Origin of the sequence: Caballeronia sp. LZ065, assembly GCF_031450975.1 — a bacterium.
Taxonomy (GTDB): Bacteria; Pseudomonadota; Gammaproteobacteria; order Burkholderiales; family Burkholderiaceae; genus Caballeronia.
Genome location: NZ_JARUXV010000003.1, coordinates 392,213 through 413,641, shown reverse-complemented (window position 1 = coordinate 413,641; position 21,429 = coordinate 392,213). Strand labels below are relative to the sequence as shown.

19 protein-coding genes are annotated in these 21,429 nt (G+C 64.5%); 8 read left to right on the top strand and 11 right to left on the bottom strand.

The features are described from left to right. Positions 1–10: 10 nt before the first annotated feature. Complete coding sequence (locus QCE63_RS22100) at positions 11–514, bottom strand: A24 family peptidase (RefSeq protein ID WP_309835999.1); 504 nt, start codon at positions 512–514, stop codon at positions 11–13. 171 nt (positions 515–685) lie between these two features. Further along, positions 686–862 (bottom strand): Flp family type IVb pilin, encoded by a 177-nt coding sequence (locus tag QCE63_RS22095; RefSeq protein ID WP_309835997.1) that lies wholly within the window; start codon positions 860–862, stop codon positions 686–688. Between the two features lie 617 nt (positions 863–1,479). On the opposite strand from QCE63_RS22095, the gene QCE63_RS22090 reads away from it, so the two are divergent. Beyond that, positions 1,480–3,117: a collagen-like triple helix repeat-containing protein gene (locus tag QCE63_RS22090; RefSeq protein WP_309835996.1), complete on the top strand. Its 1,638-nt coding sequence runs from the start codon at positions 1,480–1,482 to the stop codon at positions 3,115–3,117. Positions 3,118–3,283: 166 nt separating this feature from the next. After that, positions 3,284–4,993: a POTRA domain-containing protein gene (locus QCE63_RS22085; RefSeq protein ID WP_309835994.1), complete on the top strand. Its 1,710-nt coding sequence runs from the start codon at positions 3,284–3,286 to the stop codon at positions 4,991–4,993. A gap of 34 nt (positions 4,994–5,027) precedes the next feature. On the opposite strand, the gene QCE63_RS22080 is transcribed toward QCE63_RS22085, so the two are convergent. Both QCE63_RS22080 and QCE63_RS22075 read right to left on the bottom strand, forming a co-directional pair. Beyond that, a complete protein-coding gene (locus QCE63_RS22080; RefSeq protein ID WP_309835993.1) occupies positions 5,028–5,321 on the bottom strand; it encodes a DUF4148 domain-containing protein in 294 nt (97 codons plus the stop codon). A 96-nt stretch (positions 5,322–5,417) separates the two neighbouring features. Beyond that, positions 5,418–5,861 carry a MarR family transcriptional regulator gene (locus tag QCE63_RS22075; RefSeq protein WP_309837294.1) on the bottom strand — a complete coding sequence of 148 codons (444 nt, stop codon included), beginning with the start codon at positions 5,859–5,861 and terminating at the stop codon, positions 5,418–5,420. A 138-nt stretch (positions 5,862–5,999) separates the two neighbouring features. Here QCE63_RS22075 and QCE63_RS22070 point away from each other — a divergent pair, with 138 nt between their 5' ends. After that, the gene (locus tag QCE63_RS22070) at positions 6,000–7,538 is read left to right on the top strand and encodes a DHA2 family efflux MFS transporter permease subunit (RefSeq protein WP_309835991.1); all 1,539 of its coding nucleotides are present in this window, start codon (positions 6,000–6,002) and stop codon (positions 7,536–7,538) included. A 23-nt stretch (positions 7,539–7,561) separates the two neighbouring features. Here QCE63_RS22070 and QCE63_RS22065 read toward each other — a convergent pair whose 3' ends face one another. From QCE63_RS22065 to QCE63_RS22055, 3 genes are all read right to left on the bottom strand, one after another. After that, positions 7,562–9,631: an EAL domain-containing protein gene (locus QCE63_RS22065; RefSeq protein WP_309835990.1), complete on the bottom strand. Its 2,070-nt coding sequence runs from the start codon at positions 9,629–9,631 to the stop codon at positions 7,562–7,564. A 107-nt stretch (positions 9,632–9,738) separates the two neighbouring features. Further along, a complete protein-coding gene (gene cls, locus QCE63_RS22060) occupies positions 9,739–11,010 on the bottom strand; it encodes a cardiolipin synthase (protein ID WP_309835989.1) in 1,272 nt (423 codons plus the stop codon). Between the two features lie 81 nt (positions 11,011–11,091). Then, positions 11,092–11,865 carry a DUF4410 domain-containing protein gene (locus tag QCE63_RS22055; RefSeq protein ID WP_309835988.1) on the bottom strand — a complete coding sequence of 258 codons (774 nt, stop codon included), beginning with the start codon at positions 11,863–11,865 and terminating at the stop codon, positions 11,092–11,094. Between the two features lie 367 nt (positions 11,866–12,232). Between QCE63_RS22055 and QCE63_RS22050 the strand changes: the two genes are divergently transcribed. Next, on the top strand, positions 12,233–13,021 hold the full coding sequence (locus QCE63_RS22050; protein ID WP_309835987.1) for an SDR family oxidoreductase: 789 nt from the start codon (positions 12,233–12,235) through the stop codon (positions 13,019–13,021). A 3-nt stretch (positions 13,022–13,024) separates the two neighbouring features. Here QCE63_RS22050 and QCE63_RS22045 read toward each other — a convergent pair whose 3' ends face one another. Together QCE63_RS22045 and QCE63_RS22040 are read right to left on the bottom strand one after the other, a co-directional pair. Beyond that, a complete protein-coding gene (locus tag QCE63_RS22045; protein WP_309835985.1) occupies positions 13,025–14,440 on the bottom strand; it encodes a UdgX family uracil-DNA binding protein in 1,416 nt (471 codons plus the stop codon). Between the two features lie 10 nt (positions 14,441–14,450). After that, the gene (locus QCE63_RS22040) at positions 14,451–15,662 is read right to left on the bottom strand and encodes a putative DNA modification/repair radical SAM protein (RefSeq protein ID WP_309835984.1); all 1,212 of its coding nucleotides are present in this window, start codon (positions 15,660–15,662) and stop codon (positions 14,451–14,453) included. 317 nt (positions 15,663–15,979) lie between these two features. Here QCE63_RS22040 and QCE63_RS22035 point away from each other — a divergent pair, with 317 nt between their 5' ends. Then, positions 15,980–16,201 (top strand): hypothetical protein, encoded by a 222-nt coding sequence (locus QCE63_RS22035; protein WP_309835982.1) that lies wholly within the window; start codon positions 15,980–15,982, stop codon positions 16,199–16,201. A 113-nt stretch (positions 16,202–16,314) separates the two neighbouring features. Continuing rightward, positions 16,315–16,623 carry a hypothetical protein gene (locus QCE63_RS22030; protein WP_309835981.1) on the top strand — a complete coding sequence of 103 codons (309 nt, stop codon included), beginning with the start codon at positions 16,315–16,317 and terminating at the stop codon, positions 16,621–16,623. 607 nt (positions 16,624–17,230) lie between these two features. Here the strand turns inward: QCE63_RS22030 and QCE63_RS22025 are convergent. Beyond that, a complete protein-coding gene (locus QCE63_RS22025) occupies positions 17,231–18,166 on the bottom strand; it encodes an aldose 1-epimerase (protein WP_309835980.1) in 936 nt (311 codons plus the stop codon). After that, complete coding sequence (locus QCE63_RS22020) at positions 18,163–18,963, bottom strand: phytanoyl-CoA dioxygenase family protein (protein WP_309835978.1); 801 nt, start codon at positions 18,961–18,963, stop codon at positions 18,163–18,165. The genes QCE63_RS22025 and QCE63_RS22020 overlap by 4 nt, the downstream gene beginning before the upstream one ends. A gap of 213 nt (positions 18,964–19,176) precedes the next feature. Here QCE63_RS22020 and QCE63_RS22015 point away from each other — a divergent pair, with 213 nt between their 5' ends. Together QCE63_RS22015 and QCE63_RS22010 are read left to right on the top strand one after the other, a co-directional pair. Next, positions 19,177–20,265: a LacI family DNA-binding transcriptional regulator gene (locus QCE63_RS22015; protein ID WP_309835977.1), complete on the top strand. Its 1,089-nt coding sequence runs from the start codon at positions 19,177–19,179 to the stop codon at positions 20,263–20,265. 116 nt (positions 20,266–20,381) lie between these two features. Then, a complete protein-coding gene (locus QCE63_RS22010) occupies positions 20,382–21,401 on the top strand; it encodes an ABC transporter substrate-binding protein (RefSeq protein ID WP_309835976.1) in 1,020 nt (339 codons plus the stop codon). The last annotated feature ends 28 nt before the right edge of the window (positions 21,402–21,429 follow it).

The following is a 21,429-nucleotide window of genomic DNA, read 5'->3' as shown; positions in this document are numbered from 1 at the left end:
CGTGCGGGCGTCATGGGCGCGCTCCGGCGATGTGCAGCATTTGCAGCGCGAGATGGCAGAACGCAGCCACGGCGAGCAGCGCGCCGTATGGCGTGCTGTTGCGCCGGTGCTCGGCGAGCATCATGCCGGCGGACAACTCGTTCAGCCCGACCACGGTGCGACGGCGCGCGAGCAGCAGCAGCGCGTGGAACGCGGCGCACAGGCTCGCCGCTACCCAGATGCCGGGCAGCGCGCGCGGCCCGCACCAGGCGCCGAGCACCGCGAAGGTCTTGACGTCGGCGGCGCCCATCATGGCGAGCAGGTAGAACGGCAGCAGCGCGGCGAAGCCTGCGGCAAGTCCGATCAGCGCCGCGCCGGGCGGCGTATCGAACGGCGACAGGCGGGCCGCCGCGAGCGCCAGCGCGCACACGGCGCCCGCCACGACGAGCGCGTTGGGGATCGAACGGCGTCGCCAGTCGCACATGGCAACGGCGCACGCCCACCCCGTGAATAAAGCTGATTCGATCGAGAACATGTCGAAAGCAAATCCGCCGGCAAACGAATACCGTCACCCGGATTAATCCGGATGTTTTTATATTCCAAAACCACAAGGCGATAAACATCCTCGCGCCGGCGTGAGCCAGCGCGAGAAAAACATTAAACGCACATGCAGTCTTGCCGTATAACGGCGAAATGCCGGTTTCTCTCAGGTTCCGGTTTTCGACAGTTCTGTCTTGATTGCCTGGAAGGTACTTTTCAACTGGTCCGCGACATCACCGACCGCTGCCATGATTCCCAGCGCAAGCACGCCGGCAATCAGCCCGTATTCGATGGCGGTTATTCCCCGATTGTCGCGAAGAAACTGCAGGAAGGTTGCTTTCATTATTAATGGCCCTCGGATGGGTTTGCTTCTCTCTGGTCGGACAGTCGATCCGGTCCTGCTGCACCCGCATGGGGCATGCATGCCGAAAGGCAATCCAACTCTGTTTTATATGGCGATCTCGTCTACCCGTCTGGCGCCTCGCGGCGGGCATTTCGTGTGACGTGTCGCTGGAGGGATTTATAACGCATGGCCATCCCAAATCAATAATCGTCTGACCCAACTATGTCGACTTTTTGACGTCGCCTTCGCTGAATAGCATGCTTTATGAACATCCATAAAGTAAGTGCGACCACGATGCCTATTCGACATGAGGAATTAAATTCCTGCTTCGTAAATTGAGCGCCTGATATATGACCAGTCGGGGTTGACAAGCATGTCGCGTGTAACCCACCGCTCCGTTACGCAAGTCGTTTCTCGTAACGTTACGTTCGCTTGCAACTCACCGAATGGTGCAACGCGTCATCCGATGAGAATCATTCTCAAATAAATCGCAAGTCCTTGAACTGATTGGCACTGCGCGATAAATGCAGGCGCCGATACGCCCGCTGTCCGTGCGATGGCACACCTAATGCAGTTATTCGCCCGCGGTTCGTTCAAACAACATATCGAGGGCCATCATGAATACGAGACATATTGCACGCGACACGCTGCGGACCACCATCATCGCGGCGGCGGTTGCGGGCGTGCTGTCGCTCGCGGCTTGCGGCGGATCGGGATCCGTGAGCAAGGCGCCTGGCGGCGCGGGATCCATCTCCACCGGCGATGCCGGCGGCACGGGTGGAACCGGCAGCGGTTCGGGCGGCGGAACCGGGACAGGCTCGGGCGGAGGTTCGGGGACCACCACCGGCAGCAATGGCGGCGGTGGAAGCGGCGGGGGGAGTGGCGGCGGCACGGGCGGCGGTGGAACAGGCGGTGGCACGGGCAGTACGCCGGTCCAGCCGGTCGCGGCTGTCGTCGATAAAACAGGCAACGTGGTGTCCGCAGCAGGCGACACGGTCACGGGCATCGGGACGGCAATCGGCTCGACCACCGCGCCGGGCGTCAGCCCGGGCACCACGAAAGCCGCGGGCGATGTCATATCGAACGTGGGCGGCGCTGTCTCCACGCTGGGTGACGGCGTATCGGCCGGCCTCGGCACCCTCGGCACCAGCACGAATCCTGTCGGTACCACCGTCGCGAGCCTGGGCGGCGTCGTCGAAAAGACGGGTGATGCGGTGTCGAGCGCGGGCACGCTGGTGTCGAGCCTCGGCACCGGCACGCTCGCCCCGCTCGCGCCGGTGACGACGCCGGTGGGCAGCATCGTCGGCATCGTCGGCAATGCGGTCAACCAGACCGGCGGCGTGCTCGATACCACGCTCACCAGCGCGCCGGTCACGCAACTCACGCAGACGGTCAGCCAGGCCATTACGCCGATCACGTCGGTCGTCGGCACGACGCCGCAGTCGGTCGGCGCGGCGACCGGCCTCGGCGCGCCGGTCAACAATCTCCTGACGACCCTCGGCGGCACGCTCGACAACGCCGGCAAGAGCGTCACGGGCACCGGCGCGAATCCGGTGACGGCGGGCGTCGGCACGCTGGTTTCGGCGACGGGACAGACGGTGTCGTCGGTGGGCGGTCTCGTGAACGGCGGCTCCACTGCCAATCCGCTCGCGCCGGTCACCGGGCTGCTCGGCGGTCTGACGGGCGCGGCGGGCGGGACGGGTTCGGGCACGGGCGCGGGCGGTGTGCTTGCCCCCGTTACTGGCTTGCTTGGCGGCTTGACGGGCGCAACCGGCAGCGCCGGTTCGGGCGCAGGCGGTGTACTTGCACCGGTCACCGGACTGGTCGGCGGCTTGACGGGCGCAGCGGGCGGCACGGGTTCGGGCGCGGGCGGCGTGCTTGCGCCCGTCACCGGTCTGGTCGGCGGTTTGACGGGCGCCGCCGGAAGCGGCACAGGATCGACCGGCAGCGGCGGCACGGGCAGCGCAGGTCTGCTCGCGCCCGTCACCGGACTGGTCGGCGCATTGACCGGCGCCCCAGGCAGCACCACCGGATCGCCCGGCAACGCCGGCGTCCTCGGCTCGGTGACGACGATCACTGGCGCAGTCGGCGTGACGGTCGCAAGCACGCAAACCTCGACCGCGGCCGGCGCAGGCGCGGGCGCAGGAATCGCGACGACCACGGGCAGCACCAGCGGCGGCGCGGCCAACAACGGCGGCCTGCTGGGCACCGTGGGCGCGGTGGTGGGCGGCGTGTTGGGAGGCACGCGGCGCTAGTCGGCGCGCGGCGGGGAAGCGAGGTCCACGAAACCTTCGCTTCCCTGCTCTCCGCTCGAAATCGCAAGACACGCAACACCCACGGCAACACCCATAACGACACACGACGAAGAACGCGGCGTCACCCGAACGCACGACGTTCTCGCAACCAACCGAGGGCAGCACAATGAAGATCCGTGACTGGACACGGGCGCTCATGCTCGCCGCATTGACGGCGCCCATGGCACATCCCGCGCAGGCGCAGAACGCGCCCGCACCCCGAGCCAGCATCGGCGGCAATCCGCTCGATGCCCTGCCGCAAGTCAACACGCCGCCCAAGGCGCCCGTCGCGGTGACTGTCGCGCCGCCCGCGCCCGCGCTCGAAGCGCTCCTCGCTCATCACCTGACGCCTTCCAAGGTGGAGATTGAAGGCGTCAAGTCGCTGCCGTTCGCGCCGGTCGCCGCGCGCTTCACGACCTTCGTCGGCAAGGATGTGACCGTCGGCCAGCTGATCGAGGCCGCCAACGGCATCACCGCGATGTACAAGGAACACGGCTACGCGCTCTCCTTCGCGTTCATCCCGGCGCAGACGTTCCAGGACGGCGTCGTGCGCGTGACGGTGGTCGAGGGCTATATCGCGAAGGTCATCGTGAAGGGCAATCCGGGCGCCGCCGGGAAACGCATCCGCGCCGTGGCTGAACGCCTGCAGGCGGACCGGCCGCTCACCCAAGCGAAGTTCGAACGTTACGTCAACGTGCTCGGGATGATTCCGGGCGTGAAGGCGAAGGTGAACGTCGCGCCGCCGCAGAACACCGACGGCGCGACCGCGCTCGAACTCGAAGTCGAACGCAAGCCGTTCAACGTCAGTACGGGCATCGACTTCAATCACCCCGGCGTGCAGGGCATCCTGAGCGCGACCGAGAACGGCATGCTCGGGCTCGGCGAGTCGCTGACCGCGTCGGCGCTGCTGCCGAAGGGCCGCGACGACCAGACCTACTACGCGCTGAACGGCACGCTGCCGGTGGGCACCGACGGCTTCACCGCCAAGGTCGATGCCTCGCACTATCACGGCCATCCGGTCGACAACCCGGGCTTGCCGTCGTATATCGAACGCACGGTGGTCAACGACAAGCTCGCGTTCTCCGGCGTCTATCCGTTCATGCTGAGCAACGCGCGCAGTCTGATCGGCACGGCGACGGTGTACGCCTCGCACGACGAGGACCGCCTCAAGAACACGATCGCGCCCGGCAACCCGTACCTGGACAACCGCTCGCAGATGCGCGTCGCGCAGTTGCAGCTCGACTACACCGGCATCGGCACCGGCGTGGTGCGCCGCGCGAGCTTCAATGTCGCGAAGGCCTTCGACGTGCTCGGGGCATCAAAGAGCGCGGACACGAACATCGCCGGCTATGCGCCCGTCAATCCGGTCTCGCTGACCTTCGTGCGCACCGGCGCCAGCGTCTCGCAAAGCAATGAATGGCCGTGGAAGATCGGCACGGTGCTGTCCGCGACCGGACAATACTCGCCCGACTCCCTGCCGACCTCGGAACAGGTGTCGTTCGGCGCGCAGCGGTTCGCACTCGGCTATCAGCCGGGAGAAGTGTCGGGAGATTCGGGCTGGGGTGCGTCGTTCGAAGTGAACCGGCCGCTCGAGGTCGGCATGACGTATCTGAAGAGCTTCACGCCCTACGTGGCGTTCGATGCCGCGCGCGTCTACCTGCACGGCGGCACGGCGAACCCGCGCAGGTTGTCTTCGGTGGGGATCGGCTTTCGCGTGTCCGATGCCAAGCACTACAGCATCGATTTGTCGGTGGCGAAGGCGGTCGGCGATGCGCCTATAGAGAACACGTCACGCAGCCCGCGCGTCAACGCGACCTTGTCGTATCAACTGGATTGACGCGCGGGGCGAGCCCGCGCGTCCACGACCGGGCTTACGGCGCCGAAGCCGGTGCGGGCTGACCGGCCTTCTTCGCGTTGATCTTCGCCTGCGCGTTTTGCAGGTTTTGCGGATAGTTCGTTTGCTCGCCGGACGGGTTGTAGCCGTTCTGCTCCAGTTGCTTCAACTCGGCGTTCTTCTTCGCGCGCGCCTGCTTGCGCTCGGCTTTCCTGACCTGCTTCGGCGTGGACGCTGCCGAATCCTGCGCCAGCGCGGGCGTGACGGGCAAGGTCACGAGCGCGGCGACGGACAAAGCGATGACAGCCAACGGTGCGGTGCGTTTGTTCATGATCGGTCTTCTCCGGAAGGGATGGCGACGGTTGGACTTGCAGGCATCGCGACAGCAATAAGCGGGCCACATCCGGCCGCAGCAGCCCTCCCCGCTTCAGCGATCGACGATCCGGCTCAGATTCCCGCGCACGCGCTGGAGCAGCATGACCAGTTGCTCGCTTTCCTTGCGGGTGAACCCCGCGAGCGCCTCGGCGGTGATTTCGTCGCCGACGCGCCGCGCGCTGTCGAGTGCCTTCTCCGCCTTCGCCGTCATGCGCACCTGACGTTCACGCCGATCCTCGGGATTGAGCAGCCGCTCGATCCAGCCGCCCTCTTCCATGCGATCGAGCAGCCGCCCGGCGGAGATCGGCGCCACTTCGAGCAGGCCGGCCAGACGCGCCTGATTGACCTCGCCGTAATGCGAGAGATAGGCGAGCACGCGGCATTGCGCGCGCGTGAGATTGAGCGACGACTTCGCGAGTTCGTCGAAACGGTTGCCGCACAGGCGGTCCACGTCCGCGACCAGGAAGCCGAAGCGTTTGTCGAGTTGGGTTTCCATCGCGCGATTATAGGGAACAGACGGCAACGCGTGCATGAGCGGATTCATGTTCGCGTTGGCGCGCGGCAGCCGTCGTCTTATAATAAGCGTGCTTATCATCACCCTGATTACAATCAGCCGTCACGCGCGGCCGCCTCCATGTCATCCGAAGCTTCAACAGCAAGCGCCGCGGCGCCCCTCAACCGCGGCATGCTGACCGTCTCGATCATGCTTGCCACGCTGATCCAGACGCTCGACAGCACCATCGCCAACGTGGCGCTGCCGCACATGCAGGGCGCGCTGTCGGCGTCGCAGGATGAGATTACGTGGGTGCTGACCTCGTACATCGTCGCGGCGGCCATCGCCACGCCGTTGACGGGCTGGCTCTCGGACCAGCTCAGCGTGAAGAAGCTGCTATGCATTTCCATTGCCGGCTTCACGGTGGCGTCGGCCTTGTGCGGGCTGTCGGAGACGCTGTCGCAGATCGTCGCGTCGCGGCTGTTGCAGGGCGTGTTCGGGGCGTCGCTGGTGCCGCTGTCGCAATCCATCCTGCTCGACATCAATCCGCGCGAGAAGCAAGGCCAGGCGATGGCCGTGTGGGGCATGGGCGTGATGGTCGGCCCGATCCTGGGCCCGACGCTCGGCGGCTGGCTCACCGACAGCTACAACTGGCGCTGGGTGTTCTTCATCAACGTGCCGATCGGCGCGTTCGCGCTGTTCGGCGTGACGAACTTCCTGCCGGCGCAGGTTGCGCGCCGCGCGGTGAAGTTCGACGCCTTTGGCTTCGCGACCCTGGGCCTGGCGATCGGCGCTTTCCAGGCGATGCTGGACCGCGGCGAACAGCTCGACTGGTTCGGCTCGATGGAGATCCGCATCGAGGCCATTCTCGCCGCGTTGAGTTTCGTGTTCTTCGTCGCGCACACGGCGACGGCCGGCCACCGCTCCTTCTTCAAGTACAAGCTGTTGAAGGACGCCAACTTCGCGACCGGCACGCTGTTCATTTTCGTGATCGGCGCGGTGATGTACGCGACCCGCGCGCTGCTGCCGCCGATGCTGCAAAACCTGATGAACTATCCGGTCGCGACCACGGGCCTCGTCACGGCGCCGAGCGGCGCGGGCACCATGCTGGCAATGCTGATGGCGGGCCGGCTGCTCAAACACGTCGATGCGCGCCTGCTGCTGCTTTCGGGCTTCCTGGTGTCGGCGCTCGCGCTGTGGCAGATGATGCACTACACGATCGTGCTGTCGGCATCGGATATCGTGTGGCCGGGCGTGATCCAGGGCTTCGGGCTGGGGCTGGTGTTCGTGCCGCTGTCGGCGCTGACCTTCTCGACACTGGCGCCGGACCTGCGCGCCGACGGCACCGCCACCTACAGCCTGGCGCGCAATATCGGCAGCAGTATCGGCATTTCGATCGTGCAGACGCTGATGACGCGCAACACGCAGATCGCGCATGCCGACCTGGCCGCGCAAGTGACGCCGTTTAATCCGGCGATGCAATCCGTCCTGTCCGGCTCCATGCAGGACATGGCGATGCTCAACCAGACCATCACCCAGCAGGCGTCGATGATCGCCTATATCAACGACTTCAAGCTGATGTTCGTCGCGACGCTGCTGGTCGTGCCGCTTCTACTGCTGATCCGGCCCGCGAAAAAGAGCGCGGCGGACGACACCATCGCGCACGCGGCGATGGACTGAGCGCGTCTGCGCGCAGTTGCACGTCAGACGCTGACCGTGCGTTTTTCAAGCATCCCGCTGAAGGCCTCGGCGGACAAAGGCACGGCGAGCAGGAAGCCCTGCATCTCGTCGCACGCCATGTCCTGCAGCCGGTTCAGCTGCGAGCCCGTCTCGACGCCTTCCGCCACCACATCCATGTCCAGCGAATGCGCGAGCGCGATGATCGCCGAGACGATCGCGCGGCCTTCCTGGCCGTTCTCGTCGAGCCCGTTGGTGAAGAAGCGGTCGATCTTCAACTGCTTCGCGCGGAAGCGTTGCAGATAGGCCAGGCTCGAATACCCGGTGCCGAAATCGTCGATGGCGATTTCTATGCCGTTCTCCTGGAACGCGCGAATCATCTCGATGGTGCGCGGCGCGTCCTGCATCGCGACCGTTTCGGTGATCTCGAACATGATCTGTTCGCTCGGCACGCCTTCCTCGCGCACGATTCGCATGACGTTTTCGACCAGATCCGCCTCGTGCATCTGACGCGGCGACAGGTTGATCGCCACCTTCACCGGCGGACGGCCTTCGGCGCGCCAGCGCGACAAGTGCTGGCAGGTCTCGCGCACGACCCAGTAACCGATCTGCACGATCTGCCCCGAACGCTCGGCGATCGGAATGAATTCGAGCGGCGTCAGCGTGCCGATCTGCGGATGATCGAGGCGGATCAACGCCTCCGCGCCCGCGAGTTCGCCGCTCTTGCCGTGAAATTTCGGCTGGAACAGCAAGTAGAAATGACCGCCGCTCAACGCCTCGTGCAGCGCCTGCTGGATCTTCAACGTGCGCACGGCCGCTTCGTTCATGCTCGCCTCAAAGAAACGATAGGTGCTGCGTCCGCCGCGCTTCGCCTCGTACATCGCGACGTCAGCGTGCTTGAGCAGCGCCTCCACGCTGTCGCCGTCCTGCGGATACAGCGCGATGCCGATGCTCGGCATCACCTGCAACGGATGGCTCGACACCACCAGCCCCTGCTTCATCGTGTCGAGAATGCGCTCGGACATTTTCTCGGCGTCGCCGGGCGCGCTCAGGTTTTCGAGCATCACGACGAACTCGTCGCCGCCCAGCCGCGCGACCGTATCGCCGCCGCGCACGCATTCCTGCAGACGGCGCGCGAATGCCTTCAGCACTTCGTCGCCGACCGTATGGCCGAGCGAATCGTTGATCGTCTTGAAGCCGTCGAGGTCCATGAAAAGGATCGCGAAGCGGCTGCGCTGCTGCGTCGCGTGGCGGATCGCGCGTTCGATGCGCTCGTTCATCGTGCGACGGTTGGGCAGGTCCGTGAGCGTGTCGAAGGTGGCCATGCGGACGATCTGGCCGTTCAGCCGCGACACCGAACCGGTCAGCAAGGCGGTGCGCGCGTCGAAGCGCGACAGCACCAGCGTGAAGATGAGGATCGCAAACGTGAACAGCGCGACGGTGGTGGCGAGCCAGTGCGCATCGACATCGTTCGCCGCGCCGCAGATGGAGCCCGGCACGAATTCCGCCGCCGCGTTGCCGGTGTAGTGCATGCCGCAGATGGCGATGCCCATCACGACCGCCGACGCGACGCGCTTGGCCATCACGTTGCGCAGGTTCGCGGCCGAGAGCGTGTGCGCGATCCACAGCGCCGCGCCCGACGCCCCTACCGCGATGACGATCGACGCCGCATACAGCACGGGATCGTAGGTGATGGCGGGCTGCATGCGCATGGCGGCGTCGCCGGTGTAGTGCATGGCGGCGATGCCGGCGCCCATCAGCAGGCTGCTCGCGACGAGCCGTCGGGCCGTGAGCCGCTTGCCCGTGATCACATGCAGCGCGAAAAACGACACCAGCACCGCGATGCCGAGCGATCCGGCGGTGATCTGGAGGTCATAGCCGAGCGGAATCGGCAGCTGAAAGGCCAGCACGCCGATGAAATGCATCGACCAGATGCCGATGCCCATGGAAGCGGCGCCGCCGGCCAGCCAGACCTGCCGACCGCGCGATTGCGCGAGGTTGGCGATGCGGCCCGAAATATCGAGCGCGGTAAATGAAGCAAGCGTCGCGACCACCAGCGATGCCGCGACCAGCCAGAGGTTGTAGGTACCGTGCATGATTGCCGATAGCCCGAGGACTCGTTTGCGTGAGCGTCTTATCGGCTTCCGAAATCCGACCTTTAGGGTCGCCAACGGAATTTTTAGCAAGGCACTTTAAACGGAGGTCAGAGTTGCGGATCGAGCACGGTGACGACGCGCTCCAGCAGCTTTTCAGTCAGCGGGCGGCGGCGCCACTCGTCGAGCGTGATGCGTTTGGCGCGCGTCACGTCGTCGTCAAAAATCGCGGTCTGATGGCGCGCGAAATCGCGGTCGTAGATATTGAGGTTGGCTTCGTCGTTGAGCTTGAAGGAGCGGTTGTCGAAGTTGGTGGAGCCGACCGACACCAGATATTCGTCGACGACGATCAGCTTGCAATGGAACATGGTCGGCTGATATTCGAACATCTCCACGCCCGCCGCCAGCAGGTCGCCCCAGCAGGCGCGCGACGCCTCCCGCACCGTATGCGTGTCGATGCGCTTGCCCGGCGTGATGATGCGCACCCGCACGCCGCGCTTCGCCGCCTCGACGATGGCGTTGATCGTCAGCTTGTCCGGCACGAAATACGCGCTGGAGAGATGGATGGAATGCGTGGCGGCGGTGATCGCCATCAGATACATGAGCTGCATGTCGTCGCTGCCGCCGGAGGGCGAACTGCTGAACATGTGCGCGAGGCCGTCGCCCGCGTCGTCGATCTCCGGAAAATAGCGCGGTCCGTGCAAGACATTGCCGGTCGCCTTGATCCAGTTGTCCATGAAGACCGCCTGCATCTGGCCGACCGCCGGACCTTCAACCCAGAAATGCGTGTCGCGCCAGTGCTTTTCGTCCTGCGCGTGCCCGCTCCACTCGTCGGCGATGCCCACGCCGCCGGTGAAGCCGATGCGCCCGTCGATCACCAGCAGCTTGCGGTGCGTACGGTCGTTCATACGGCCGAGGCCGGTCCAGTGCGGCTTGTGATACTGGATCACCTCGGCGCCGGCGTCGCGCAGCAGGTGCAGATAGCGCTTGTCCATCTTCGACGAACCCACCCAGTCGAGCAGCACGTGTACTGACACGCCCGCGCGCGCCTTCTCCGAGAGCGTCTGGGCGAACTCCTCGCCGATTCCGCCTGACCAGTAGATGAAGGTTTCGAAGGTGATCGTCTCGCGGGCGGCGCGGATGGCGTCCAGCATCTTCGGGAAAATCTGATCGCCGTTCAGCAGCACCTCGAAGCGGTTTCCGCCGATCACGGGCGGCCCGAGCAGCAGGCCCATCGAGCGGAGGAACTGGGGGTCGTCGCTGGCGTACTCGCGTTCTATCTTGTGTTCGATCTTCTTCTCGCCGCTCGACAGATTGGCGATAACGAGCACGACGATCAGCGTCGCCACAACGGTCAGAACAATCAGGGCAAGCGTCGTCATGCGCGGGCCTCGTGAAACGAACATGCGTCCGGAATGTCGAGGGAAGCAGTTTTCGGGCCGCGTGCGGGTGTTTTTACCTGTTCAGCCTTTCGCGGCGATCCAGCCTTGAGTCTGCCCAAGCTTTTGAATCTGCTTCGCGATGGTGTCCGCGAGACGCTTTTCGTCCGACGAGACGTCTGCATGCTTCTTCTCCGACACCGTGTGCAAGCCCGCCGATACAGCAAGCGAACTGGCCACGTGACCCGCCGCTGCGCCGACGCCCGCCATTTCCGCCATGCCGGGCGCGTGGCCGCTGTCGGCTTTGGCGTCGAACTGTTCCAGCACTTGCGGCACGCCGTAGGCCGGTTTGAAGACAAGCTGCACTGTCGCGCCGACGCGGCTCTCGCCCGCCCCCAGCCCGATCACCATGCGGCGGCGGCGGTTGCCTGCGTCGATCGTATTGATACTGCCTTCGACCATCAGCACGTTCTGGCCGTCGGGCGGCGGGATGTCGGCGCGAATGGCGCGCAGGCCCATCGACTGGAGCTTCGCGACGATCTCGTTCGCTACTTCCTCGCGGGCGGCGACGGCGTCCTGTGCTTGCTTGTCGGCTTGGGAATCGCCGGACATCGCCGAGCCGAGCTTCGACAGCATGCCGTGATTGTCGAGCTTGACGTCGCTGGCATCGCTGGCGAACGGGTAGACATAGAGGGTATCGGGACGCAGCGTCTGCACGGCCGCGCTCGTTGTCTGGGCGGACGCGCCGGACGCGTCGGCCGCATGCGCGGGGTTGTCGGCGCAGCCTGCCAGCAGCGCCGTACCGACGACCAGTGCGGCGAGGGTTTTGTTGAAGAAGCCGTTGATCGGGTTGAACATGGTGTTGCTCCGGAAGAGTGGAATCGTTGACGGTTCGTATCGCGCGACGAGGATGTGGCGGTCTTGCCGCCCTCCTGATCCGTGATCTCATCTGTGCGTGATACGGCGTTGGGTTCCGCTGCTGTTATGTATTCCGGTCACGCAGGCGCAACTATGGACGATGCCTTTCCATGCCACCATCGAGCATTTATGTCGTGCGGTGTCATCGGGCGCGAAGGCACGCGGGGCAAGGCTTTCAGGGCCATCAAAAGAATTCTGCAGGACAGGACGCATGCAGATTCGGCGGGCTTCTGGTTAACTGCCGGTCAAGTCATCGCATCGTGCGCCGCTCGATGCATTCCGTCACACCTGTTCAAGGAGAGAAAAGATGGATCTGAAGATCGCCAACAAGCTCGCGCTCGTATCCGGATCGACGAAAGGGATCGGGCACGCCATCACGGTGGCGCTCGCGCGCGAGGGCGCCCGCGTGATCGTGAACGGCCGCTCGCAAGCTTCCGTCGATGCCGCGCTCGCGAAACTGCGCGAGCAGGTTCCGGATGCACAGGCGGAAGGCTTCGCCGGCGATGTCTCCGACGCCGCCCAGGTCGATGCGCTGGTGGCGCGCTTTCCGCACGTCGACATTCTCGTGAACAACATGGGCATCTTCGATCCGAAGCCGTTCGAGGACATCAGCGACGACGAATGGCTGCGCTTTCTCAATGCCAATGTGATGTCCGGCGTGCGCCTGTCGCGCGCCTACCTGCCGAAGATGAAGGCGAAGAACTGGGGCCGCGTGGTGTTCATCAGCAGCGAGAGCGGCGTGCAGATTCCCGTCGAGATGATTCATTACGGCGTGACGAAGACCGCCCAGATCGCGCTGGCGCGCGGGCTGGCGGAGACGTGCGCGGGCACCGGCGTCACGGTCAATTCGGTGCTGCCGGGGCCGACGAGTTCGGAAGGCGTGACGGAATTCGTCGAGAAGCTGTCGGGCGGGAAGAGCTTCCACGAGTTCGAGACGCAGTTCTTCGAGGAAGCCCGGCCGACTTCGATCCTCAAGCGTTTCATCACGCCCGAGGAGATCGCCAACATGGTGGCCTATGTGTGTTCCGAACTGTCGGCGGCGACCAATGGCGCAGCCTTGCGCGCCGATGGCGGCGTGGTCCGCTCAGCGTTCTGACGGCTAGCCGCCGCTGAGGCGGCGTGCCTGTTCGAGCGCTTCGACGATGGCCGCGACAGTGCGCTCGCGCGCGGCCTCGTCGTTCTGGCGCAGCGCGTAGGAAGGGTGATACGTCGCGACGACCTGTCTGTTCTGGTACGTCACCACGCGGCCGATATGCGCCGAAAGCGTCGCGCGGCGGCCGAACAGTGCCGCCAGCGCCGTTGCGCCGAGTGTGACGATGACCGGCGCGCCCACCTCGTGCAGTTCCTGTTCGAGCCAGTACGAACAGGCTTCGACTTCCTGCTGCGCGGGCGTCTTGTGCAGACGCCGCTTGCCGCGCGGCTCCCATTTGAAGTGTTTCACCGCATTGGTCAGGTACGCCTGTTCGCGCGGCACGCCGGCGCGTCGCATGGCTTCGTCGAGCAGTTGTCCGGCCGGGCCGACGAACGGCTCGCCTTTCAGATCTTCCTGATCGCCGGGCTGTTCGCCGAGCAGCATGATGCGCGCCGCCGATGATCCCGCGCCCGGCACGGCCTGCGTCGCGTGCCGCCAGAGATCGCAGCGGCGGCAGGTATCGAGCGAAGTGGGCGCGTCGCGTTCGGGCTGGGCTTCGTGCGCGTCGACCTGCACGGCCTTGCCGCCGAGCGCGCCGACACTTGACGCCTGTGCGACACGTCGCGCGCCGCCACGCGCCGCGCTGACCATCTGCGGAATCAGCGCGCCCTCCGGCAGCCCTTTCCAGAAACGCACCGGCATATGCTGTTCGAGCGCCGACTCGTTCAGCCGCGCGGGGTTGAAGATGCTGCGGTAATAGGTCATCCAGAGCCCTTCGGCGGCGTCGGGCGTGTCGACGGCATGGTCCGACGCAAGCGCGGGGCGGCGTTCGAGTTGCAGGCGTGTGCCGTCGAACATCGCGGCGCCGTCGGGGGTCGCGATCAGCCAGGTCGAACGGCCCATGCGCGCGGCGAAATGCTCGGCACCCCAGGCGAGGACATCGTGATCCGGCTCGTACCACGCGACATATTCCGGCGCGCCGAGCGCCGCGTCGCGCTGGCGGAACCGCACGTAAGCGATCATGTCGTGCTGGGCGCGCCGCACTGCCTTGGCCATCTTGTAGAGGCGCGCGCCGTCTTCATCGGCCGCCGATGCCACCGAGCGGTCGCCCTGCGCCCAGCGCCATAGCACGCGGTAGAGAAAGCTCCAGCGACGCTCGTCGCGGAAATGCGCGGCGTCCTTCAGCAGCGCGGACAACTCGCGCGACACGCGGATCCGCGGCGCATCCGGTGCTTCATGTTGAGGGACGGGTTCGTTGAACAGCGCGGGTTCGGCCTGCGCCGTGCGCCAGTCGATCGACTCGGGCGCGAGACCCTGCGCGAGGGCGTCGAGGGCGGCGGTACGCCAGGCATCGAAATCGTCGTCGATGGAGATGATGCGCATCAGATCAACGTCAAATCAGCGACAGCTGCACCGGTCCGGTCGCGAGCGCCCGCCGCAGATTCTCCGAGGGCGTATCCGCCAGCGGCGGCTTGTAGTCGGCCGTCACGACGAACGGCTTCACCTTGTCCATTGCGCAGCGCAGCCGGACGAGATCGTCGTAGCGCACCCGCCGCGCACGCCGCAATTCGACGATGCGCTTTGCATTGCGCATGCCGATGCCCGGCACGCGCGCGATCATGCGCGCGGGGGCCACGTTCAGATCGACTGGAAAGCGTTCGCGATGGGCAAGCGCCCAGGCGAGTTTCGGATCGACGTCGAGCGGCAGGTTGCCGGCATCGCCGAGCAGTTCGGCCGCGCCGAAGCCATAGCCGCGCATCAGGAAGTCCGCCTGATAGAGCCGGTGCTCGCGCAGCAGCGGCGGCGCCTTTGCGGGCACGCCCGACGGACTGTCGGGAATCGGGCTGAACGCCGAGTAGTACACGCGTTTCAGCTGATAGGAACCGTAGAGCGTTTCGGCGGTGCCGAGGATGGTGCGGTCATCGGTTTCGTCGGCGCCGACGATCATTTGCGTGCTCTGCCCCGCCGGCGCGAAACGCGGCGCGCGCGGCTCTGCTTCCGACTCCTCGCGGGCCACGCGAATGTTGCCCATGGCGAGCTTGATCGTGCGGCCGCTTTTCTCGGGCGCGAGGCGTTCGAGGCTGATCTCCGTCGGCAGTTCGATATTCACGCTCAGACGGTCGGCATAGCGGCCGGCCAGCGCGATGATTTCGGGATCGGCGTCGGGGATCGTCTTCAGATGGATATAGCCGCGAAAGTGATGTTTCTCACGCAGCGACTTCGCGACTTGCACGAGTTGGTCCATCGTGTAATTCGACGAGCGGATCACGCCGGAACTGAGAAACAGCCCGTCGATGTAGTTGCGGCGGTAAAAGTCCAACGTGAGGTTCACGACTTCGTCAGGCGTGAAGCGCGCGCGCGGCACGTTGCTGGAACGGCGGTTGATGCAGTACTGGCAGTCGTACAGACAGAAGTTGGTCAGCAGAATCTTGAGCAGCGAGACACAGCGGCCGTCGGGCGTGAAGCTGTGGCAGATGCCGGAGCCGGTGCTTGCACCCAGGCCGTCGATGCCGCGCGACTCGCGTTTGGGCGCCCCGCCGCTCGCACACGACGCGTCGTACTTGGCGGCGTCGGCGAGAATTTCGAGCTTTTCGGAAAGTTCCATCTTGAGAACAATACTGTGTTTATATACAGTATCTCATGTTGAGTAAGGATTGAGAAGGCGGTGTTGAGGAGATGAGCGCATGTTGTGGGCCTGCGCCTTGACGCCTTACTGCTAAATGCTCATGTGTGAGCGGTAGAGAGCTTGATCGCTCACTTGCGAGCGCTTGAATGTAGTCGCTTGGCTTCAGATAGTCGCCTTGCCGAGCATTTTCAGGTCGGGGGCGTCCTTCGCCTGACCACTGATATGGGTTTGACTCTTGCGACGCCCTGCACAGCCTTTGCGACCATGCCCTGCCGAAACAGAAACTGGAGACATTGATGCGATTCGACTACAAGACCTTCCATATCGACTGCACGGCCCGTCACGACGAGGACGGGAGCTTCTACGCTCACGCCCGGATCACTCGTGCTCACGGCGAACCGGCTGCGCAACTCGAAATTTTCGATTCTGGCGATCTCGACACTTTTGCGAATGAATCGGATGCGCTGCACTGCGCCCGGTCCTGGGCTATTGAGTGGTGTAACGAGGCGCAGGCCTGACGCGTTCCGAATCTCCTGTTTGCAAGGCACGAGCCTTGCGCGATGTAAGGCGTATGGCTGAGGCGTTGAGCCGACGGGCTATGCGAGATCATCTATAAATGGGAGGACACATCATGAAGAACGCGAAGAAAGGATTGCTGGTATCCGTCATGTTTCTGAGCCTGTCCGGCGCGGCGTTTGCGCAGGGCGCGGGCGGCGGAGCTGGGGGTGGGGCCGGCGGTGGTACGGCAGGGGGTAACGGCGCTGGCCAGGGTGGTACGGGGATGGGCACGCCAAACAGTGAGGGCGTGACGGGCACGACGTCTGGTGCATCCGGCGCGAACACGATGAGCTCACAACATGGCTCGAGCAAGATGCAAAAGAACAAGAAGGGCGGCATGGATTCTGGCTCGTCGAGCGGCGGCGCAGCCAAATCCTATTGAATTGTTAGAAGAGTCGATAAAACAGCGTGACGGTGCCCGGGCCAGCGAGCCTGGGCGTGACTGCCTCATCTCTCTCGAAGCTCCCGAAGCGCTGCATAGACTTCTCGATGGTTTCCCTTGCATGCCGATCGGCCGCGCGTAGCGCTGGGCTGGCGCTTTCAATGGCTGCGCCTGTTTGTTAAACGGCGCGATGTCACGGTGGGTCCGCGATCCAAGCCCGGTGTGGCCTGTGAGGGCACTCGCTACTGCCGGGCCAAAAACGTGGTTTTGTGCTGCGCCCGTGTGATGACGCTGGGCGGTAAGGAAGCTGCTTTCTTTGGTGACTTTCTTTGCAGCACGCAAAGAAAGTTACCCCCGCCCCGGGGAGGGGCAGTACTAACGGACCGACGCGAAAACGGGAAGTTAATAGAAGTGGGGGGGCGAAAGTTAAAACCCCGCCCGGGAAGGGTCATTACTGATAGACCGACGCGAAAACGGGAAGTTAATAGAAGTGAGGGCGAAAGTTAAAACCCCGCCCGGGAAGGGCCATTACTGATAGACCGACGCGAAAACGGGAAAGCTATGGAAAGCTATGGAAAGCGCAACGCTTCCCGACCCTGTCAGGACCTCAATCGAAACGAGTTGTCCACTTGAACGTCGCACTGGCGGACTCGCCAGGCAAGAGCACGGTGCCGCCCTTCATCGCGTGATCGACAGAATCGAGATTGACCCAGTCGGCCACATTGCTCACCGGCTCGACGCATAGCAAATCCGGAAACGCGGACGGTGCATACACGACCATGTGCGCGAAGTCAGGATCGGCAGAAAGCGTGACAGACCGCCGCTCATCGGGCCATTCAATGATCGCGGTGCGCGACCAGCATGCATAGTTGTTGTCGAGATCGAAGGCATCGGCGGACATGCCCTCAAGCGAGGCCATCGCATCCACGCTCGGATGCGCACCGGCATGCGTCGGCAGCAGGTCAAGAGTGCTATGCCACATCGCGGCGACGCGTGCATGAATGCGCGTGTTAAACGTCCGCGGATAGTAAGGATGATGCCCCATGCCAAACGGCATAGGCCGATCAGACAGATTGCGCGCGGACAGCGTCACGCTCAGGCTATCGGCGTCGAGCGCGAAGTCCTGCGCCGCTTCATAGGCGAACGGCCAGTGATGAGCCGTTTCCCGCGAAGGCTCATGCCGCAAAACCAGCCGTGCCCGCCCATCCGACACGTCATCCACCCGCCACGGCAAGCGCCATGCATTGCCGTGCAGCGCGTGCGGGAACGCGTTGCCATCTCCGGACAGATCCACGAACGCGCCGTGAAAGGCGAAACGCGCATCGCGAATCCGGTTGCAGTAAGGCAGGAGTGGAAAGCTCGCCATGCCCAGCGGATCACGCGCGGCCAGCGCCTCGGACGTCGCAGGGCGCAGCCAGTGGACCGTCTGGCCATCGCGGGATTCGTCGAAAGCGGCAATCGCGCCGCCAATGTGCGGCGCAAGCAGCACGCGCCGCGCGTCGTGGCGCAACTCGACGAGACGTGCGGAAGCAGGCGTGCTCAATATGCGAACTGCCGGTAGTTCTCGTCGAAGGTCCGCGCCGTCTCGTCCACTTGCGGATTGAAACGCAGCAGACGCCGTGCGCGCGCGGGCAACGCGGCAAACACGTCGCGCGGCACGTCGATATGCACTTCGGGCCGGAAATACCACGCCCGGCTGTAACCGATCACGACCATCGGGCGCGGGTCGCCGGTCAGGTTCGGCGTGCCTCGGTGCAAGCCGCGCACGTCGCGAATCATCACGTCGCCGATTTGCATCGGCACGCGCTCCGCCGGGAACCGCCCTGCTTCGAGGCCCGCCAGCGCTTCGTCGCGAGACAGGCGATGCGTGCCGCGCGTGGTTTCCAGCGGGCCATTGCTGTCGTCGACATCGACGAGCGGGAAATTCACCGCGAGCTGGAACGAAGGCGTCTCGGGTGCGTTGTCGAAGAGCGGCGGCGTGTCGCGATGCCACTCCTGATGCACCGAGCCGAGCACCGGCGTGTCGGTGGCGAGCTGGCACATCACCGGATCCGGTCCAGCGACGCGCTCGAGGATACCCACGATGTCTTCGTCGCAAAAGATGGCCGGGTCCGCGAAGCCGCCTTCGAACGGCAGCGTCACGTAATAGCGGCCCGGTCCGCGATTGCCGCTGGTCGAGGCCTCGCGCGCCTGCTCCACATGCGGTTGCAGCAGCGGCGCGAAGGCGTCGCGCCACGCTTCGATCGTCGCGCGCGAGAAGTGATTTCGCAGCATGACGAATCCGTCCTGCTCGAACGATGCGGCGAGTGCGTCTCGCGTGTCTTCATCGTACTTGCCCATGCGCGCGCTCCTCGTAGCGGGATGGAAGCAGAATCGCACGCGCGTAATCGATTCGTCAATATTATTAGTAATAACCGGTGAAAACCCTGAGCCAATATGACCAATAAATGCGTGCTTTCCGCAGCATTCATCACTAATATTAGTGACAAGTTTCGCCCTGCCTGGCCTGTCGAATAACAGAAAAGGACCCAGCCGCCCGATGCGGCATGCACGATGAAAAAGACGACGCAACGCCGCCCGACGATGACCGACATCGCGAAGCTCACTGGAGTTTCGCAGTCCACGGTTTCGCTCGTGCTGAACAATGCGAGCGGCGCGAAGTTCTCGGACGCGACGCGCGACAAGGTGCTGCGCGCGGCCCAGGATCTCGGCTATCGCATGACGCAGCGTGAGCCGGCCGAGCCGCTCGGCAACGCAAGCGAACGCAACCTGATCGTCTATCTCGCGGATGAAATCTCGACCAGTCCGCATCCGGTGGTGAGCATCGACGGCGCGCGCGACGCGGCCTTTGCCCATGGCCGCATGCTTGCGGTCTACTCGACGCACGGCAATGCGGAGATCGAGGCGCGCGTGCTCGATGCGACGCTCGGCAATCCGGACGTGCTCGGCGTCATCTACGCCACCGTCTATACGCGCCGCGTCACGCTGCCGGCCGCGCTCGCGCGCGTGCCCACGGTGCTGCTCAATTGCTATGCGAACGAGTCGAACGTGTCCTCGGTGGTGCCCGCCGAAGTCGCAGGCGGCCATAGCGCGACCGATCACCTGTTGAGCGCGGGCCACCGGCGCATCGGCTATATCAACGGCGAGCCCTGGCAGGACGCCGCCCGCGACCGCCTGAAGGGTTATCGCACGGCGCTTGCCACGGCGGACCTGCCGTTCGCGCCGGAACTCGTGCGCGAAGGCGACTGGAGCCCGCACACCGGTTTCGAACAGACGCTTGCGTTGATGCGCGAGCCGAACCCGCCCACCGCCATCTTCTGCGCGAACGACCTGATGGCGCTCGGCGCCATCGAGGCGCTCAAGCAACTCGGCCTGCGCGTGCCCGACGACGTCTCCGTGCTTGGCTACGACGACCAGGAAATCGCGCGGCATACGCATCCGCCGCTATCCACGGTGGTGCTGCCGAACTACGAACTGGGCCGCTGGGCAGTGGACACGCTGTTGCAGGAAGAAGAGAACCGCGCCGCGGGCGCGCCGGTGCGGCGCCGTACCGTGAAGATCGACGGACCGTTGATCGAGCGTGGCTCGGTCAAGGTCATCAGCGAAGCAAAGCAGCTCGCAATTAATAATATTAGCGATTGACGGTTAATAAGCCGCAACCGCGCAGCAAGAACGCAGAACACTCTCGCAGCAAGCAGACCGGGCAACACAAGCATCGGCATCACTAGAAAAAGGCAAACCATCCTATGGAGGAAGACATGCTGTCGTCAGAGAAGAAATCACGCTTGGAATCACGCTTGGGCCTGCGCCCGCTCGCTGCCGTACTCGCCACCCTGACGCTCGCCGCCGGCTTCAGCGCCGCTCATGCGGCTGACGACGGCCTGCCGAAGATCGCGAACAAGAAACCGTTGAAGGTCGGTTTCGCGCAGACGGAGAGCAACAATCCGTGGCGTCTGGCCGAGACCAAGAGCTTCAAGGACATCGCCGCGAAGTGCGGCTGGCAGATGGTCATGACCGACGCCAACAGTTCGGCGGCGAAACAGGTGTCGGACATTCAGAGCATGATCGCGCAGCACGTGGATCTGCTGGTATTCCCGCCGCGTGAAGAGAAGCCGCTCGTGCCGGTGGTCATGCAGGCCAAGAAGGCGGGCATTCCGGTGATCCTGGTGGACCGCAACATCGACCAGTCGATGGCGAAGGCGGGCAAGGACTACATCACCTTCATCGGTTCCGACTTCATCGATCAGGGACACCGCGCCGCCGACTGGCTCGTCAAGGCCACCAACGGCAAGGCCACCATCATCGAACTGGAAGGCTCGACCGGCGCCTCCGCCGCGAACGACCGCAAGAAGGGTTTCGACGATGTCATCGCGAAGAACCCGGGCATGAAGATCGTGGCGTCGCAGAGCGGCGACTTCGCGCGCGACAAGGGCCGTCAGGTCATGGAGACGCTGCTGCAGGCGCATCCGGACGTAACCGCCGTCTATGCGCACAACGACGAAATGGCGCTCGGCGCCATCGCCGCGATCAAGGCCGCCGGCAAGCAGCCCGGCAAGGACATCCAGATCGTGACCATCGACGGCACCAAGGGCGGTCTCGAAGCGATCAAGGCCGGCGAACTCGGCGCGAGCGTGCAGTCGAGCCCGTTCTTCGGTCCGCTGGCCTGCGACGTCGCGCAGAAGTATGCGAAGGGTGAAACCATTCCGCCGTGGGTGAAGGTGTCGGACCGCTTCTACGACAAGAGCAACGTCGACGAGAGCATGCAGTACGGGTACTGAAGCGAAGCGTGTGTGTCTTGCGGGCGCC